This is a genomic window from Parvimonas micra (assembly GCF_037482165.1).
GTDB lineage: Bacteria > Bacillota > Clostridia > Tissierellales > Peptoniphilaceae > Parvimonas.
The window spans coordinates 459717-477551 of sequence record NZ_CP148048.1 but is presented as its reverse complement, the minus strand read 5'-3'; the positions used below and the strand labels follow the sequence as shown (position 1 = coordinate 477551).

14 protein-coding genes are annotated in these 17835 nt (G+C 26.6%); 2 read left to right on the top strand and 12 right to left on the bottom strand.

Annotated elements, in window-relative coordinates:
• Positions 1-7 precede the first annotated feature (7 nt).
• Entirely contained in the window at positions 8-550 is a 543-nt protein-coding gene (locus WFJ11_RS02360; protein ID WP_004833108.1) for a helix-turn-helix domain-containing protein, read from the bottom strand.
• Positions 551-908: 358 nt separating this feature from the next.
• Between WFJ11_RS02360 and WFJ11_RS02355 the strand changes: the two genes are divergently transcribed.
• On the top strand, positions 909-7070 hold the full coding sequence (locus WFJ11_RS02355) for a S8 family serine peptidase (RefSeq protein WP_338817601.1): 6162 nt from the start codon (positions 909-911) through the stop codon (positions 7068-7070).
• Between the two features lie 102 nt (positions 7071-7172).
• Here the strand turns inward: WFJ11_RS02355 and WFJ11_RS02350 are convergent, their stop codons facing one another.
• The 9 genes from WFJ11_RS02350 to dltD (WFJ11_RS02310) form a co-directional block, all read right to left on the bottom strand.
• The gene (locus WFJ11_RS02350) at positions 7173-8048 is read right to left on the bottom strand and encodes a DNA-3-methyladenine glycosylase family protein (RefSeq protein WP_338817600.1); all 876 of its coding nucleotides are present in this window, start codon (positions 8046-8048) and stop codon (positions 7173-7175) included.
• A complete protein-coding gene (locus WFJ11_RS02345; RefSeq protein WP_313960904.1) occupies positions 8048-8524 on the bottom strand; it encodes a DUF5673 domain-containing protein in 477 nt (158 codons plus the stop codon). The genes WFJ11_RS02350 and WFJ11_RS02345 overlap by 1 nt, the downstream gene beginning before the upstream one ends.
• 45 nt (positions 8525-8569) lie before the next feature.
• Positions 8570-10516, bottom strand: a complete 1947-nt coding sequence (gene ftsH / locus WFJ11_RS02340; protein WP_323988003.1) for an ATP-dependent zinc metalloprotease FtsH — start codon at positions 10514-10516, stop codon at positions 8570-8572.
• A 20-nt stretch (positions 10517-10536) separates the two neighbouring features.
• Entirely contained in the window at positions 10537-11097 is a 561-nt protein-coding gene (gene hpt / locus WFJ11_RS02335; protein WP_009372489.1) for a hypoxanthine phosphoribosyltransferase, read from the bottom strand.
• Positions 11085-12458, bottom strand: coding sequence for a tRNA lysidine(34) synthetase TilS (gene tilS, locus WFJ11_RS02330; protein WP_338817598.1), 1374 nt, complete (start codon positions 12456-12458; stop codon positions 11085-11087). The genes hpt and tilS overlap by 13 nt, the downstream gene beginning before the upstream one ends.
• Positions 12459-12510: 52 nt before the next feature.
• Complete coding sequence (locus tag WFJ11_RS02325; RefSeq protein WP_141557441.1) at positions 12511-12822, bottom strand: FtsB family cell division protein; 312 nt, start codon at positions 12820-12822, stop codon at positions 12511-12513.
• Between the two features lie 36 nt (positions 12823-12858).
• Positions 12859-13098 (bottom strand): RNA-binding S4 domain-containing protein, encoded by a 240-nt coding sequence (locus tag WFJ11_RS02320; RefSeq protein WP_323988005.1) that lies wholly within the window; start codon positions 13096-13098, stop codon positions 12859-12861.
• The gene (locus WFJ11_RS02315; RefSeq protein WP_338817597.1) at positions 13098-13616 is read right to left on the bottom strand and encodes an adenine phosphoribosyltransferase; all 519 of its coding nucleotides are present in this window, start codon (positions 13614-13616) and stop codon (positions 13098-13100) included. Before WFJ11_RS02315 ends, WFJ11_RS02320 begins: the two co-directional genes overlap by 1 nt.
• A 104-nt stretch (positions 13617-13720) precedes the next feature.
• Entirely contained in the window at positions 13721-14875 is a 1155-nt protein-coding gene (dltD, locus tag WFJ11_RS02310) for a D-alanyl-lipoteichoic acid biosynthesis protein DltD (RefSeq protein WP_338817596.1), read from the bottom strand.
• A 428-nt stretch (positions 14876-15303) separates the two neighbouring features.
• Here dltD (WFJ11_RS02310) and dltD (WFJ11_RS02305) point away from each other — a divergent pair, with 428 nt between their 5' ends.
• Positions 15304-16446, top strand: a complete 1143-nt coding sequence (gene dltD / locus WFJ11_RS02305) for a D-alanyl-lipoteichoic acid biosynthesis protein DltD (protein WP_338817595.1) — start codon at positions 15304-15306, stop codon at positions 16444-16446.
• A gap of 90 nt (positions 16447-16536) precedes the next feature.
• Here dltD (WFJ11_RS02305) and WFJ11_RS02300 read toward each other — a convergent pair whose 3' ends face one another.
• Positions 16537-16668, bottom strand: coding sequence for a hypothetical protein (locus WFJ11_RS02300; RefSeq protein ID WP_009372389.1), 132 nt, complete (start codon positions 16666-16668; stop codon positions 16537-16539).
• Positions 16662-17834 (bottom strand): D-alanyl-lipoteichoic acid biosynthesis protein DltB, encoded by a 1173-nt coding sequence (gene dltB, locus WFJ11_RS02295; protein ID WP_338817594.1) that lies wholly within the window; start codon positions 17832-17834, stop codon positions 16662-16664. Before dltB ends, WFJ11_RS02300 begins: the two co-directional genes overlap by 7 nt.
• Between the last annotated feature and the right edge of the window lies 1 nt (position 17835).

Below are 17835 nucleotides of genomic sequence, written 5' to 3'. Positions count from 1 at the left end.
ATTCCTCCTAAAAACTCGGTGGATTAGTAATCCACAAAACCTTAGATTCTTTTTTAGACAAATTTATTATACTTCTTTCAAATTGACCACTCGTATAAAAACATTCACCCTCTTTTAAAACAAATACCTTTGTTCCAAGATGAAGTTCAACTTTTCCCTTCAAAACATAACCGAATTCTTCTCCCTCAAAAGGTTCATAAGTCCTTGAAAAACTTTTTTGTTCATTCAAAGTTATTATAATCGGTTCCATTGAATTTTTTTGTGCATTTGGAACAATCCACTCTAATTTACTATTTCCATTTTCAAAAATAGTTTCATAAGCATCAAATTTTTGAAAAACAAATTTTTCTTCTTTCTCTTCTTTAAAAAAATCTGAAATATTAGTCCCAAGTGCCTCTAAAACATCTTCTAAAGAACTAATTGATGGTGAAGTAAGTCCTCTTTCAAGTTGAGAAATAAAGCCTTTAGTTAGCTCTGCTCTCTCTGCGAGTTCTTCTTGTGTAAGTCCCAAAATGGTTCTTAAATTTTTAATTTTTTCTCCAATATCCACTTTTCTTTCTCCTAATATAACACTATATTAAACTATAAATATCCCTATATTAAACAATAAATATTATATCACAAATAAATCTTTATTCAATACTTTTTTACTAAAAATTTAAAATTTTTTATTAAAATTTTAAAATATTAAACAAAATTAAATTTATAAATTTTTAACTTAATTAAATTAAAATTATTAGAAAATCTAATTTAATTAATCAGTTCCATTAGATTTATTAATTGAATGTTGTTGATAATAATATTGTAAAAAACCATGTCTTGGTATATAATATTCTTATATTATATATCTAATATTCTATTAAAAAATATTAGAATATTTTATAAATTTTATTTACAGGAGGATTGTTATGAAAAAACTTTTTTCTGGATTTTTGGCATTATGTTTAGTTTTATCAATGTTTACAAGCAATTTTATAACTAAAGCTGAAGATAAATTCAATAAAATCATTCTAACAATTAACACTTCCAAAATTTCTGGAGAAAACATTGATAAACTTTTAAAAAATGGAGAATATGAAAAAGTAAAAGAAATAAATTCAAATTCTCTAAATATTGCAAAAGAAAAAATAAATGAAATTATAGGAGATTTTAAAGAACTATCTAGAGACGAGTTTCTTTTGCCATTTATTTCATTCGAAGCAACTAAGACTCAAATAGCAAAGCTCAAAAATTTAGACTTTATTAAGAGAATTGAACAAGATACTGAATATGAAGTTGACTTGAAACCGAATACCGCAAAACCTACACCTCGAAGTGCTGCACATGCAACAAAGTTAATCGGTATTGATGATGATTTTTTAAAAAAATATGATGGACGTGGAGAAGTTGTAGGAGTTATTGATACAAACTTTGATCCAACTCATGAGGTTTTTAAATTGGATAAAGACATTATTCCTGCAATAACAAAAGAAGATATTAAAAAACTAGTGAAACACAAAAATGGAGAAAATAAAAATTTCACTGAAGATAAGGTATATTTTAATTCAAAAGTTCCATTAGCATATCATTATATAAATGAAAATTCAAACTTAAATCCTGAAAAAACAGAAGAAGGACATGGACAACATGTTGCTGCTGTTATTGGTGGAAGCCAAACTAAAATCAAGAATAAATATGATTGGCGTGGAGTTGCTCCAAATTCACAACTTTTAATGATGAACTGTTTTGTAAATGAAGGAACTTCCTCAACTTATTATATAAAGGCTATAAGTGATGCTGTTTATTTAAGAGCTGCTGCAATAAATATGAGCCTTGGAAAACCCAAAGGAACAGTAAGGACTCATAATACAAAAGATAAAAACGTAGCAGAGATAATTGATAGAGCCACATCTGTTGGTACAAATGTTGTTATCGCTGGCGGTAATGAAGGCGAATACCAAGGAGATATTTCTATAGATCATCCTGACTTTGGAACAATTGCATCCCCAGGAATTCAACAGAGTGCTATTACAGTTGCTTCTGTTGAAAATAATGAATATATTGCAAAATATCTATTAGTAGGAAATGAAAAAATTGTATACTATGAAGTTAAGGATAGAACTTTTGAGAGTAAAACTTTTGATATTATAGATTGTGGAGAAGCATTAGAAGGATCAATCCCTTCTAATGTAAATGGAAAAGTAGCTCTTGTTAAACGTGGTGGAGATACTTTTAATAACAAAATTAAAAGATTAGAAGATGCCGGAGCAATTGGAGTTATAATTTATAACAATGTACTAGGTTCTTTTTCAATGTCTTTAGATAATTCTACAACAATTCCAGCAATTGGTATATCTATGGAAGATGGAGAAAAATTAAAGGCAAAAACTCCAACTCAAGTTACTGTTTCAAGCGAAGAAGACTTAGTTAAAAATCCTTTAGAAGGAAGAATGAGTAGTTTTTCTAACTGGGGACTTACTTCAGACGGAATTCTAAAGCCTGATTTAACTGCTCCGGGCGGACATATATACTCTGCAAAAAACGGTTCAGGATTTGTTGAAATGAGTGGAACTTCAATGGCTACTCCTCACGTTTCAGGTGCTGTTGCCCTTGTTTCTCAAAGTTTAAAAGAAAGATCAGAATTTAAAAACTTAAGTGTAGCTAATAGAGGAAAATTAATTAAGACAATACTTATGAATTCTGCAAAACCACTTAATGATAAAGAAAATAATGTACCTGTCTCCCCTAGACATCAAGGTGCTGGTGTAGTTGATATGAAGTCCGCAACTGAATTAGACTTTACTGTTGTTGATAAGGATACAAATGTTCCTTCTACTTTCATAAAAGGAATAAATGATACTATTACTTTAAAATTAAGAATTAAAAATTATTCAAATCATTCAAAAGAAATTACACCATCTGTAATAGTAACCGTTGATGAACATAAAGGAAAGAAAAATTTATTAAAACCTACAGAATTATTTACTAAAACACTAGAAAACGAAAAATTTACTATAGGTGCCAATCAAGAAATTGTTAAAGAAATAAATATTCCGGTTGAAAATCTAGAAAAACTTAAAGATTTTGAAAAAGGTGCTTTTATTGAAGGTTTCTTAACTTTATCAAGTAATGATGGCAAAAAAGCTAATTTCCCATTCGTTACTTTTAAGGGAGATTTTACTAATCTTTCAGTTATCGAAAAACCTGTGTATGAATTTGATTTTAATAAAGAAAATCCAATGTTCTGGAATTTAAAACCAATAACAAATGCTTGGCATAGATTTATGACTCATATTGAAAGTAAAATAGACGGCAAACCTATTGTTTTAGGAATGGAAAATTTCGATGAACTAAACGAGTTGAAAAAAGCTCAAAAAGAAACAGATATAAAACCTAAATTTAATAAAAAATTGATTATCAGCCCTAATGGAGATGGAAAGTTAGATGAAATTACACTTTATTCCGTTTTCACAAGAAATGCTGATGCAAGATACGAAATTAGAAATTCTAATAATGAAATTGTTGCAGAAAAGAAAGATTCAAAACTTTTCCTTAAAAACATTTCAGACTGGGCAGATAGACAAGATTTAGACGAAAACTTCTTAGGTTATACAAATCTTGGCATCGAGGATTTATCTAATCAAAAAGATGGAGATTATACTCTAAATATAATAGCAAAACCTACTACTGAAGGAGCAAAAGAACAAAAACATTCTATTAAATTTTCAATAGATAAAGAAGCTCCTAAATTTAAAAATGCTAAATTCGATAATGAAACTAAAAAATTTGCTTTTGAAGTTGAAGATGCAAATGAAATAAGAAATGTTAAAGCCACTGGAATAGAAATGGTTGCACCATATCCTCAATTTCCAGACTATAAGCAACCAAAAGAGGTTGAACTTGAAGTTAAAAATATTGGAGAAAATAAATATGAGATCCAATTAAAAGATGATACAAATTTAAAAGATGTTCAAGTTACTGCAACAGATATTGCATATAACGAATATACTGAAGACTGTGAAATTATGCCTTCTGATAAAAAACTTGGAAAACTTGAAGTTGTTGCAAAAACAGAAGATGGAGAAAATGTTCCTATAAAGTTTGACCTTTATGACCAAAATAATAAAATAGTTAAAAATACTCAAAAACTTAGAAACGGAAAATATACTTTTATTTATAAATTCTGCCCTATTGAGTATAAATTAATTGGAGAAAATACTGAACAAGAATTTGAAATAACTGATGATAACTTAAATAAAAAAATAGAGTTAAAATTTGCAAAACAAAAAATTGGTCAAAAGATGGTTCTTGCAAGAGGCACAGGAGATTTAGCCCTTAATGAATTTAAGATAACTGCTACAAATGTAGAAAATCCTAAATTAAAATTTGAATTAAAGCAAGAAATAGAAGATACTCCACAATTTTTCTTAAATGCTCCTTATGGAAAATATAAGCTAAATGTTGAGATAACCGATGCAAATAAAGCTTTAAAATACAATTATGAACTTAGTACAGATGAGCAAAAAGAAATATCAGAAACAACAATTGACGAAAATTCATTCAAAAAAAGAATTGATTTACTTTTCTCAGAAAGTAAATTTAAAGTTATTCCAATAACAAAGGGATATGATGGACATATCGAATATATGGGAATGAATCTTTCAGTTGGTCAACCTGTAAATATAAGAAGCATTGGTAGAGGTCGTTCAGAAATAGTACCTAACGAAATTCCTAATGGATATTATGTAGTTCCGGGAATGCAAACAGTAAAATTAACAGAAGAAAATCCTGTACAAGAAGTTGTTTTTGAATATTTCAAAGAAAAAGACGAAGATAAATTTTCACTATTAATTCAAGATAATGGAAATGAAAAAGGAATTCAAACAAAGTATAAAATCTACAATTATAACGAAAGATTCAACTTTAAAAAAGGTAAATTGAGTCTGGACTATACACCAGGAATGAAACTAAATCCTGGTTGGTATTGTATTGAAGCTCAAGAGGAAGAATATGGAGAATATAAAGCTCAAGCTAATGAACCTACCCCTACTTACCATTTAAAAGAAAAAGTTATAGAAGTTAAAAGGGGTGAAAAAAATGTCACAGTAGGTTTCACTTGGGGAAAAAATAATGAAAATAATTTTGTTGAAAAATATCCAAGAAAAATTAATGCAAATATTCCTGAAAACTATCCAAATGATGAACTTCAATTAGAAATTAGAAAGAAAAACTCTGATGAAGTTGTTGTAAAACATACTTATAAAAAATCAGATGAAAGTACTCATTCAGTTCTTATTCCAAGTGGTTCAGGATATGATGTAGTTGTAACAAATTTAGCTAGTGGATATACTTGTCCTAATGGAGAAGCATGGGTCTTTGGTGCTGAAGGACATCCTATAACTCTTAATATTACTAAAGAAGTTAAAGATGGAAAAGAAGTTGATATTAAATTTAAAGCTGGAGATACAGAAATTCCTAATGTAAAATTCAAACTAAATGAATTAGACTTTAAATCCGGAAAAAATAATATTGAAGTAGGAAAATATAAACTTGAAATAGTTAGCCCGGAAAGTTATAAAGGAAAAAATATAGACAAGGAAATTGAAATTACAAAAGATACTAATGAAATTTCAGTAAATCTTGAAAAGATTACAAAAGGTACAATTGATATTGGACTTGAATTTATTGATACAGCTAATAAATTAAGTAAAATCGAACTTGATGGAAAAGAAATTTCACTTTCAGGAAATAAAATTCCTGTTTCAATCGGAGAACATAAACTTGAAATTACTGATATTGATGGAAAACTTTCAAATTATGAAATCTCCCCTAATGCAATAAATAATTTCAACTTAACATTAGAAAATCCTGATCAAGTGTTTAATTTCAAAATAAAGCGAAAACCAAATAGTATAGATATTTCAGAATTAAAATCCTTAGTTGAAGAAAGCAAAGAAATCAAGAACTCAGAAAAATATATAAATGCTATTGATGAATTAAAAGAATTGTATGACAATTCAATAAAAGCAGGACAGGAATTAATAGATAATGAAAATAGTAGAAATGAGTTTGTTGTTAAGAAAGCTGTTGAAGATATAAAACTCGCAAAAGATTCACTAGATGGAAATAAACCTTATGCTCAGCTTGTAAAAAAACTTAAAAATTTAATAGCTGAAAAAGAATTGATTTCTGATGGTAATCTTTATATCAATTCAGATGAAGAAGATAATGAAGCATATTTAGAAGCCATAGAAAATGCTAAAAACTTATTAAAAGTAAATTTCAAATTAAATGAACTTGAAACTGCTATAAAAGATATTGAAAATGTAAAAGCAACTATGGGATTTGTAATTAAAATAAAAGTTAATGGCGATGATATACCACAGGATTTAAAAATTAAAGCTATTAATGTAATAACAGGAGAAGAAGTTGAGCTTGAAAACAAAAATAAATCTTTTGAAAAATCTGTTTTACTTGGAAAATATAAAATAAAAGTAGAATTAAATGAAAACTACAATATTGATAAAAACAATTTTGAAGTAGAACTTACTAAAGATAAAACAGCAGAAGATACTATCGCAATTTCTAAGAAAGAAAAACCTCAAAATCCTGATGACAATCCAAGTAAATTAAAATTTGACTATGGAGAAAATCAAACTGTAACAGTTGGAAGAAAAATATCTGATATTAAGATTAGTGAAGATATTTCAAAATTTGTTAGAGTTTTAGTTGACGGAAAAGAATTAAGCAAAGAGTTTTATTCAGCTACAAAAGGAAGTACAATTATAAAATTCAATGATAATTTTATAAACACTTTAGGAGTTGGCGAACATAAACTATTATTTGAATTTACTACAGGTAAAATAGAAACATCTTTAACAATAGTTAAAAAAGATACATTACCAAACAACAATAATAATAACAGTAATAATTCAAATAATAATACTAATGATAGTAATACTAATACTAATACTAAGAATAAAAATAACAAATTAGTAAAAACAGGAATTTCAAACAATTCAATAGTATTATTTGTTATTTCCGCAATTATATTAGGCTCATTAACTATTCGTAAGAAGATAAAAAAATAACACAAAAAGGAAGTGAAATATATCACTTCCTTTTTCCTATTGTAAAACAACAAGGTTCCCAGGCACCTATCCGATGCGAAGCATCGAGGAAGGCTGGGGTTCTTATTTCCCTATTTTTTCTTCTCTTCCATAATAGAAAAGATATTGTTGTGCATAGCCTGCATATTTTCCAAATATTCTATCTGCTTCTTTTGAAATTTTCTTAACAGGAGTTTCTTTTTTTATAAAAAGTTCTTCCATCACTCTTTTAATCCAAACGTCAACTGGAAAAACTTCTCCTCTTTTGTATGAAAATAGCATTATACAATCTGCAACCTTATTTCCAACTCCTGAAAATTTTAATAGTTCTTCTCTTAAGGTATCAGTTTCTAAATTTTCAAAATTATCTAAGTCGATTTTTTCATTTAAAATCATATTTACTGTATCAAAAATCCTCTTATCTCTAAAGCCAACTTTTGCAAATTCTCTTAAATCTTCAACAGTTGCCTTACTCAATTCTTCTACCGTTGGAAATGAATAATATTTTCTATTTTCATCTTCACAGATAAATTTCCCATATCTCATGGAGATTACTTCGATAGATTTTTTTATTCTAGGAATCATATTATTAGCTGAAATTATAAAACTAATTAACATTTCAAAATGATTTTGATTTAATATCCTGATCCCCTTTCCATATTCCATTGCCTTTGCTAAAATTTCATTGTTTGATAGCTCTTTTCTTATCTCCTTATAGTTTGTATTCAAGTCAAAATAATCAATCCAAATTTCGTTAAATTCTTCCAAATTCGTTCCTTTAAATACAACCTTATCTTTTTCGTTTAAAACATTTAAAACTCTACCTAAATGTACTGTTGTAAAACTTCCATCACTCTCTTCATACCATCTGAAAGCTTGCCCACAAGTAAATATAGCTCTAGCATCAAAATTCTCAACATCTTCTAAAATTACTAAATTATCTTTTTCATAAAGTTTCATTATTTTTTCGCCTTTGATTTTGACTTATGTTGTTTTATAATTGCAGACAATTTATCAGAATTTTCTTTATCAAGTGGAATAGTTAGTACTTCATCTTTTAAATCTCCAGAAACTTGAACTTCAAAAAATTTATTACTAATGGCTCCCCATTTTTTTATTTTTTTAAATTCTCCAAACTTTCCATCAAAGCAAAATCCATTTTCGCCAATGTATAATTTATCAAGAGAAACTATAGAGTAAGTCAAACCAATTAATACATATACTATACTAAAAATATCTTGAACTTTTACTGCATATGCAATTCCAAATCCAACTAAAGCTACTGATAGTCCAAACAATACTTTTCTTCCTCTAAGAGTAATAGTTTGAACTTCACCTGTTAATTTTTTTCTTGTTTGAAATATAGCTACTATTTTCTTAATTACAAAAATTAAAACTATACCAAAAATTATTAATAAAAAATCATTACTTCCCATAAAATCCTCCATATAAATTAAGTAGAAGCGAACTTCTACTTAATTTTAATTTTCATCTATTTCAGTTTTTTCTACTACAGTTGAATCTGCATTGTTTTCTTCATTTGATGTTTCTTCAATAGTATTTTCTTCTCCAAAAATTGTTTCTTCTGTAGTTTCTTCTTTTTCTTCTTCAATTCCCATATATTTATTATACATAGTTTCGAAGTCTTTTCCACTTATAGTTTCAACTTCTAAAAGTTTTTTTGCTATTATGTGTAAAAATTCCACATTCTCATTTAAAATATTTTTAGCAGTTTCGTAAGCTTCATCAAGTAAATCCTTAACTTCTCCATCAATAAGTTTTGCAATATCTTCTGAGTAAGTTCTTCCTTTACCAAAGTCTCTACCTAAGAAAGTTTCTTCTTCACCCATATCATAATTTATAGGTCCAATCTTGCTACTCATACCATAAGTTGTAACCATACTTCTCGCAAGTTTAGTTGCTCTCTCAATGTCATTAGAAGCACCAGTAGTAAAATCTTCAAAAATTATAAGCTCTGCTGAACGTCCACCAAGCATCATTGCAAGTCTTGACTTCATTGCTTTAACTGTCATATATTGACTATCTTCATCTTGAGTATATGCTGTAAATCCACCAGCTCTTCCTCTCGGAACAATAGTAATCATTTGTACTGGATCTGACAATGGTACAAATCTTGACACAATTGCATGTCCCGCTTCATGATATGCTGTAATATTTCTATCTCTATCAGTTACAACAGCTGATTTCTTTTCAGGTCCTGCAACAACTTTTATTGCAGCTTCTTCAAATATTCTCATAGGAATACTCTTTAAGTTTTGTCTTGCAGATAAAAGAGCTGCCTCATTACACAAGTTTTCAAGATCTGCAGGAGTAAATCCTGTTGTATGTTTTGCAATAGCCTTTAGGTCTACATCTGGATCTAATCTTTTATTTCTAGTGTGAACCATTAGTATTGCTTCTCTTTCTTTTACATTCGGAATTCCAACATAAATTTGTCTATCAAATCTACCCGGTCTTAAAATAGCAGGGTCAAGTATGTCAGGTCTATTTGTTGCAGCCATAACAATGATTCCTTCATTAACACCAAAACCGTCCATTTCAACAAGTAATTGATTTAATGTTTGTTCTCTTTCATCATGTCCACCACCAAGTCCTGCACCTCTTCTTCTACCAACAGCATCAATTTCATCAATAAATATTATACAAGGAGCATTCTTTTTAGCTTCTTCAAATAAATCTCTAACTCTTGAAGCACCAACTCCAACAAACATTTCAACAAAGTCTGAACCGCTTATGCTAAAAAATGGAACTTTAGCTTCACCAGCTACTGCTCTAGAAAGGTAAGTTTTACCAGTTCCTGGAGGACCTACAAGTAAAACACCTTTTGGAATTCTAGCACCAATATCACTATATTTTTTTGGTGATCTTAAGAAGTCTACTATTTCTTGTAATTCTTCTTTTTCCTCTTCAAGACCAGCTACATCATTAAAAGTAACCTCATTTTTCTTATCTTTATGAAGTCTTGCTTTACTCTTTCCAAAGTTCATTACTTTTCCGCCACCTTGAGCTTGTTTCATAAATATGAACCAAACAACTCCAAGTCCTACCAAAAGTAATAGAGTTGGTAAAATTTCAAGATAAAAAGGTTTTGTAGGTTCAGCTTTACCATTATATTTCAAAGTATTATTCTCTACTTTTGATTTTAAATAATTTTCATAAAATTGAAATCTAAATTCTTGTGGTAAATATGTTTTAAATTCCGTTTTATCCTTATCATTTAATTTTCCGGTTATATATGAACCCTGAGTTGTTATCTCTGAGACTTCATCATTTTTTATTTTTGATACAATCTCTGTAACTGTATATTCTTTAACTACAGGAGTTGAAGTTTTTATAACAAAAAAATATACAACTAAAAATAAGATTGGCACCAAATACACTAGATATGCTTTAGTTTTTTTATTCACGTTTTTCCTCCTATTACTCTCTATTTATAAACTTCTTCTTTTAGAGAAATTATATATGGTAAATTCCTATATGATTGATTATAATCTAATCCATAACCAACAATAAAGTCATTTGGAACCGCAAAACCTACAAAATCGCCTGATATTTCAACAAGTCTTCTTTCTGGTTTGTCTAACATACTTGCAATTTTAACAGTTTTAGCTCCTCTTTCTTTAAAATAATTTAAAAGATATTTTAAAGTTTTTCCTGTATCGATAATATCTTCAACAATCAAAATATTTTTTCCAGTAACATCCGCTTCTAAATCTTTAATGATTTTTACAACCCCACTTTCGGATGAATTACCATAAGATGAAATAGCCATAAAATCTATTGAAATAGGTAGATTTATATATCTTATTAAATCTGCAAAAAACAATGTAGAACCTCTTAAAATTCCAACTACCACAAGTTCAGATTCATCATTTTCATAGTGTTTAGTTATTTCTTTACCAAGATCTTCAACTCTATTTTTAATAGTTTTTTCATCAAATAACAAATCCTTCATATCTGACTTTACGACATTATCTAATCTCTCCATAAATTCTCCTTTGATAAAACTTTAATTTTTATAATATCATCTTTTCCATCAACCAAATATCTATTAGATCTTCTAGTATTTGGAACCCAAACAATAGTATTATCTATTTCAAAAATAGGAATATTATTTCTAATTTCTTTACTTATTTTTTCATCAATAAATATATCTTTTAGTTTTTTCTTTCCAAATTCAAATTCTAAAAAATCTCCATTTTTTCTATTTCTAATTTTTAAAGATTTTAGATATTTTTTATTTATGAAAAGCAAATTCTTATTTTGTTTTAAATTTGTAAATTCATCAAAATTCGACTGCTCTATAATTATATCAAAAAATCTTGTAGAATACAAAGAAAAATCCAAATTTTCATAATAAAAATCTGTTTCTACACTTTCATTAATATTTTTATCAAAAATGAGAAGTTTATCATATTCAATTTTAAAAATTACATTTTTAATTTCTATATATTTACCCGTTTTTGAAAAAATCAAATTATCAATTTCTTCAATTATTTTAAAATTTATTCCATCTGGATCTTTACTTATAAATTCAAAAAATTCTCTATACATAATATTTCTAAAAGACCTAGACTGAAGTTTTAACTTTTCAATATAAACAAGTATTTTATCTTTACTAAATTCCCACAACAAACCTTCTTTTGATAAAATATATTCTCTTGAAATTGTACTAAAATCAAAAGCAATATTTGATAATCTTGAAAGCGCATCAGAAATTTTAGGATTATATTCATTTTGTAGAATTGGTAATAAATTTAGTCTAATTTTATTCCTTAAATACATATCTTCAAAATTAGTTTTATCATCAACAAAAGGTATATTATTTTTTTCAATATATTTCTCTATTTCTTCTCTTGAAAAATCTAAAATTGGTCTTATTAAATCTCCTCTTTCAGATTGTATTCCTATTAGTCCATTAATGCCAGTTCCTCGTAGAATTCTCATCATAACAGTTTCTGCTAAATCATTTTTATTATGTGCAGTTGCTATATAATCAAGATTCTCAATTCTTTTTATTTCATCAAAAAATTTATATCTTAAAAATCTTGCTCCTTCTTCAGTTGACAATTTATTTTCATTAGAATAAAGGAGAACATCTTCCTTTTTGGAATAAAATTTTAATCCATATTTTTTGCATTGAGATTTAACAAATTTTTCATCTCTGTCAGCATCATCTCTTAAAGAATGATTAAAATGACAAACAATTAAATCTAATTTTAACTCATCCTTAAAATAACTAAACAAATCAAGCATAGTCATAGAATCTTTACCACCCGATACAGCAAGTAAAATTCTAGAACTTTCTATACCATAGCTTTTTAATCTTTTTAAAAATTCTTTTCTCATAAAAATTAAAAAACCGAGCAAAAACTCGGTCCCCTTTCTTCACTAAATCAAACTAATCATTATCTTTATACTTTACAACTATCTCATCTTTTTCAACCATTTTAAGTTTTTCTCTAGCAACTTTTTTTATAAATTCTTCACTATCAACTTTTTGAAGATTTTCTTTAGCCTCTCCAATCTCAGAGTTTAATTTATCTTTTCTTTCTTGTAAAGTTTGAATCTTATTATTCAATCTGTTCTTTTCTTTGACTTGATAAACATAAGTCTTTCCAAAAACTATACATAAAACAAGAAATATTAAACTGTAAACTCGGATTCGACCCTTATTTCTTTTATTCATCAAGTCATCACTCCCATCTAACATAGATTATATAATAAAATATATAATTTTTCAATACTTTTAAAGATTTTCATACATTTTTTGTGAATCTTCTTTCTTTTGACTGTCAGTTATATCTAAAACTCTAATTTTAACTTCAGAATTTCCAAATTTCAAATCTATAACATCTCCAACTTTGACTTCATCGGATGGCTTCATAGCCTTTCCATTTCTAAAAACTCTTTCTTTTTCACAAGCCTCTTTTGCAACAGTCCTTCTCTTTATAAGTCTTGAATTTTTTAAAAATTTATCAATTCTCATTAAATATTATACTCCAACACAGCATCTATTTGATAGTCTTTATTTTTTTCTCTACCTTTTAAGTCTGTTAACTCCATTAAAAATTGCATTGAAACTACTTCTGCACCTTGTGACTCTATTAATTTTGCACAGGCATTAATTGTTCCACCCGTAGCAAGTAAATCATCCACTATTGCTACTCTATCACCAGCTTTTAAAGAATTTTTACATATTTCAAGTACATCTGTTCCATATTCTAATGCATATTCATAAGAAACAGTTTCTCCAGGTAATTTTCCAGGTTTTCTAACTGGAATAAACCCGATATTTAAAGCATAAGCAACAGCAGATCCAAAAACAAATCCTCTTGCTTCAGGTCCAACTATATAATCTATATTTCTATTTTCTAAATTTTTTTTCATAATATCAACAGCTTCTTTAAAAGCTTCTGCATCACTAATTAAAGTAGTTATATCTTTAAAACTGATTCCTTCTTTAGGAAAGCCATCAATAACTCTTATTTTTGATTTTAAATCCATAATTTCCTCCTAAAATTTTGCTGGCTACTCATTATATAACATTTTTAAATTTTTTGCAATGATTTAGGACAATATATCAAATTTAAAATATTTTTCGGTAATACTTAATCATTATATTTTAATAAATCTTCCTGTAATTGCAACAGTCCAAGTCTTCCCAAATGTGTAGCATCTTTAAAGAAATATTTTGTATAAGAATATTTACTATAATCTATCAAATTTACATTATTCTTTTCAGAAATTTCTCTAATTCTCTTATAGTAGTATTCTATCTCATCTTGAGGAACACCAGTATAGTCCGCCCAATGTCCTTGAAGTGGAACTAAAATTAAATTTACCTTGAATCCTAAATCCTTAGCGACGTCTAAAAATAATTGTAAATCACCATATTCTTCTTCACTTCTATACTTAGTATTTTTAGCTGATCCCTTAAATTTATCAAAATTTTTCTTAAAGTTTTTATCAAAATATTTATTATACATAAAAAATTTGTTTTCATTTGATTCTTCTTTGGCTGTTTCTAATGCTTCTTTTCTTAACTGATCCCAATCAAATTCTTTAGGTGCTTTTTTATCATTAACACTATTATCTCTATGGTATGACTTTAAAAACTTGCTATTTGCAATTAATTTATATTTTTCAGCATTAGCTTGATTTATGGCATTGTCAACTGGGTTATCTCTCTTTAATCCTTCTACCATTCTAGTTACAATAGAATTATCTTTTGAAAGTTCTAAAATTCTATCATATATTTTTTCTTTAGTTTCTTTAGAAATTTTTTCACTCTTATATAAATTATATAAATGGTCTATTGAAAACCTTGGTTGAAATGCTTCAGGACTTAATCCATGCTTTTCAAACCACTGCATAGACAATATTAAATTAACAGTCTTTACAGGTGATTTTTCACCAATAGAACCTAAAGTTATAGCTTGAATTAAAGATTGATAAAATCCTTCTCCAATTTGCATAATATTCTTATCAGAATAATCTAATAAGTGTTTTGGATGTTCTTTCCAATCACTAGTTACTATAAGTTCAGAAGATCCTAAAAGTATAATAGTGCCCTTTCCTATGTTTTTTGTAATTGCATCATGAGATTTATATTTATTTGGAGAGTCATTATATCTTATAGAATTATTTTTAACTGTTAATTCATCAAATTCGTTTTTCTCCCTGTTAGTATAAAAATGTAAAAATGTAAAAGAAATAATTACAGATAAAATTACCGATACTGCTAATGCTTTTAATCTTTTCATAAACGCTCCTAAAATTTAATATATAAAATGTTTCAATATAACATCACTTAATAAACAAAAAATTATAGATTTTTTAAAAGTTTAAATATGATAAAAAATTTTAAAAAATCTACAAATAGTCTTTAATAAGTTTATAACACAAACTTTAAACTAAACTAAAAATATAATATAAAATATTATATATCTATCACACGATTAATATTATAACATAAAATTTATAAAAATAAAAAACTTTAGCTAAATTTATACTACATTATTTATTATGACGATATATTACAAAAATGACTTATGTTGATAATAAAAAACTACTATGATATAATTTATTCAAATATTAAAATACTTTTCTTATTCTTAATATTTTAGATGAAAAAAACATAAAAATATAGTTTATTGTTTAAAAAACTATAGAACAATTTTTAGGAGTGCTTATGAAAAGATTAAAAGCATTAGCAATTTCATTTATTTTGTCTATTTTTCTTTCTTCATTTATATTAACATCATATTCTAAAAATATTGATAAAGATATAACTGTAAAAAATAATAGTATAAAATATAATACTCTATATTCAAAATATAATTCTTACGATGTATTAACAAAAAATATAGATGAAAATACAATTTTACTTATGGGTTCTTCTGAACTTGTTGCTACTTTAGAAAATGAAGAACATCCAAGACAACTATTAGATTATTCTGATAAGAATATCATGCAAATCGGTGGTGGCCATTATCAAAGCTTATTACAATCAATTGTTCTAGGTTCTATCGGAAGTGACATTCCTGTTAAAAAAGTTAATCTAATAATATCAATGCAATGGTTTGAAAAAAATGGTATAGCAAAAGAAGCATTTGAAAGTAGGGTTTCTTTAGATCACCTTTATCATTTCTTTGGTAATAAAAATATTTCCAATAGTACTAAAGAAAAAATGTACAACAGAATAAAAAATTTAACGGATTCAACAAGTTTTATAAATTCGACTTTAGATAATATCTTTTCACCTAAATTCTTTAACAATCTTGTTAATCCTATTTTTAAGTATAAATATAACTTGCAGGAAAAGAGGAATTTCGTTAAAAAATATAAATATGATAGCTCAGTAAATTGTAGAAAATTCAATGGACTCAATTGGAATGTTCTAGAAGAAAAAGCTATTGAAAGAGCAAAAAAAGAGACAGATAATAATAAGTTTTATATAGAAAATGAATATTATAACGAATATATAAGAAATGATTTAAAAAAATATGAAGGCTATATGAATAAACAAAGCTATTCTGAAAGTCCTGAGTATGAGGATTTAGAGTTATTCATTAACGTTGCTAAAGAACTTGGTTACGAAGTTAATTTGATAATGATTCCATTACAAGGTTACTGGGCAGATTATACTGGAATTTCTAAGACATCAATAAGTGAATATTATGATAAAATAAAAAAAATAGCATCTGAAAATGAAGTCCAGCTTACAGATTACAGTATGTATTCTTATAAACCATATTTTTTCAAAGATATAATGCATTTAGGAAGATTAGGTTTTTTACAATTACAAAAAGATTTACTAGAAAATGAAGATTAAAAAAATAAGGAGTAACATATAGCAGTTACTCCTTTTTTGTAATGAATTTCTATAAATAATAAATATTTATTCTAATACTTAAATATTATTTTAAAAATTACTATATATAAATTCTTTTACAACATTAAAATCATATAATATACAAAATATTATTAGTGAGGTAATCATTATTGTATAAAACACAACTCTAAATAAGAATTCTTTTGTTTCTTTTTTTACCATAATCTACCTCCTATTATTCGTAAAATGTAAACAAATTTTTCTGAGAATATAAAGAACCCAAACATAACCAAATTAAAAGTTATAAAAATAGATGTGTATTCAAACCATTTTTTGTTTTTATTATTTTTATAAAATTTAGTCTTTTGAAATAGTTCTGTAAATGCAAGAATAACTCCATGATACAATCCATATAAAAGATAACTGAAGTTTAATCCATGCCAAATACCCATTACTGTCATATTTATTACATAGGCAACCATAGCAGTAGTTAGCGAACTTTTAAAAGTTTTTCTCTTAAACATTGCAAAAACTAATCTACTAAAAATAAAATCTCTAAACCAATGTGATAAACTAATATGCCATCTATTCCAAAAGTCTTTCATATCTTTTGCCAAAAACGGTTTATTAAAGTTCATCGGAGTTTCAATTCCAAAAATTTTACTAACTCCAACAGCCATTAAGCTATACCCTGCAAAATCAAAAAACAAATAAAAACCATATAAATACATATAAGTTAATAGATTAGGAATTGTATATCTCATTTCAGAAATAACATTGATTTTATCATAAAGCAGTTGAGATAAAATCATTTTATAAACTAGACCTTGTAATATATACTCTATTCCCTTACCTAACTTATCTAAATACTCAGACCTACTAACTGTAGTTTCCAAATCTTTAAAAAATCGTCTACTTCTATCAATTGGACCTGATGCAAGGGTTGGAAAAAATATCATAAAAGATAAATAGTCAACAAATTTCACTTCTTTTATTAAATTATCTTTAATTTCTATAAGTATTTGCATTACTTTAAAAGTTATATATGATATTCCTAAAAAACCTAATTTATAATTAATCTTCGTAAATGGTAATAAGCGAACCAAAATAAGTGGTAATAAACTTAAAAATACAAATATAGAAACTTTTCCGAAATTTTTCTCTATTTTAAGTTTTAAATATATTTTAATTAATAAAAATTCATATAGTATAAAAATAATTAACGAGATTAGAGAATTTATTTTTTTTGAATATACTAAAAAGCAAAAAACTAGAGATACCCCTAAGATATAGTATTTACTTTTCTTTTCTCTAATACCTAAAATAATCGCAGGTATAGATATCAAAATAAATACTAACCAGAAATTTAATCCACTAAAAAACTCCATT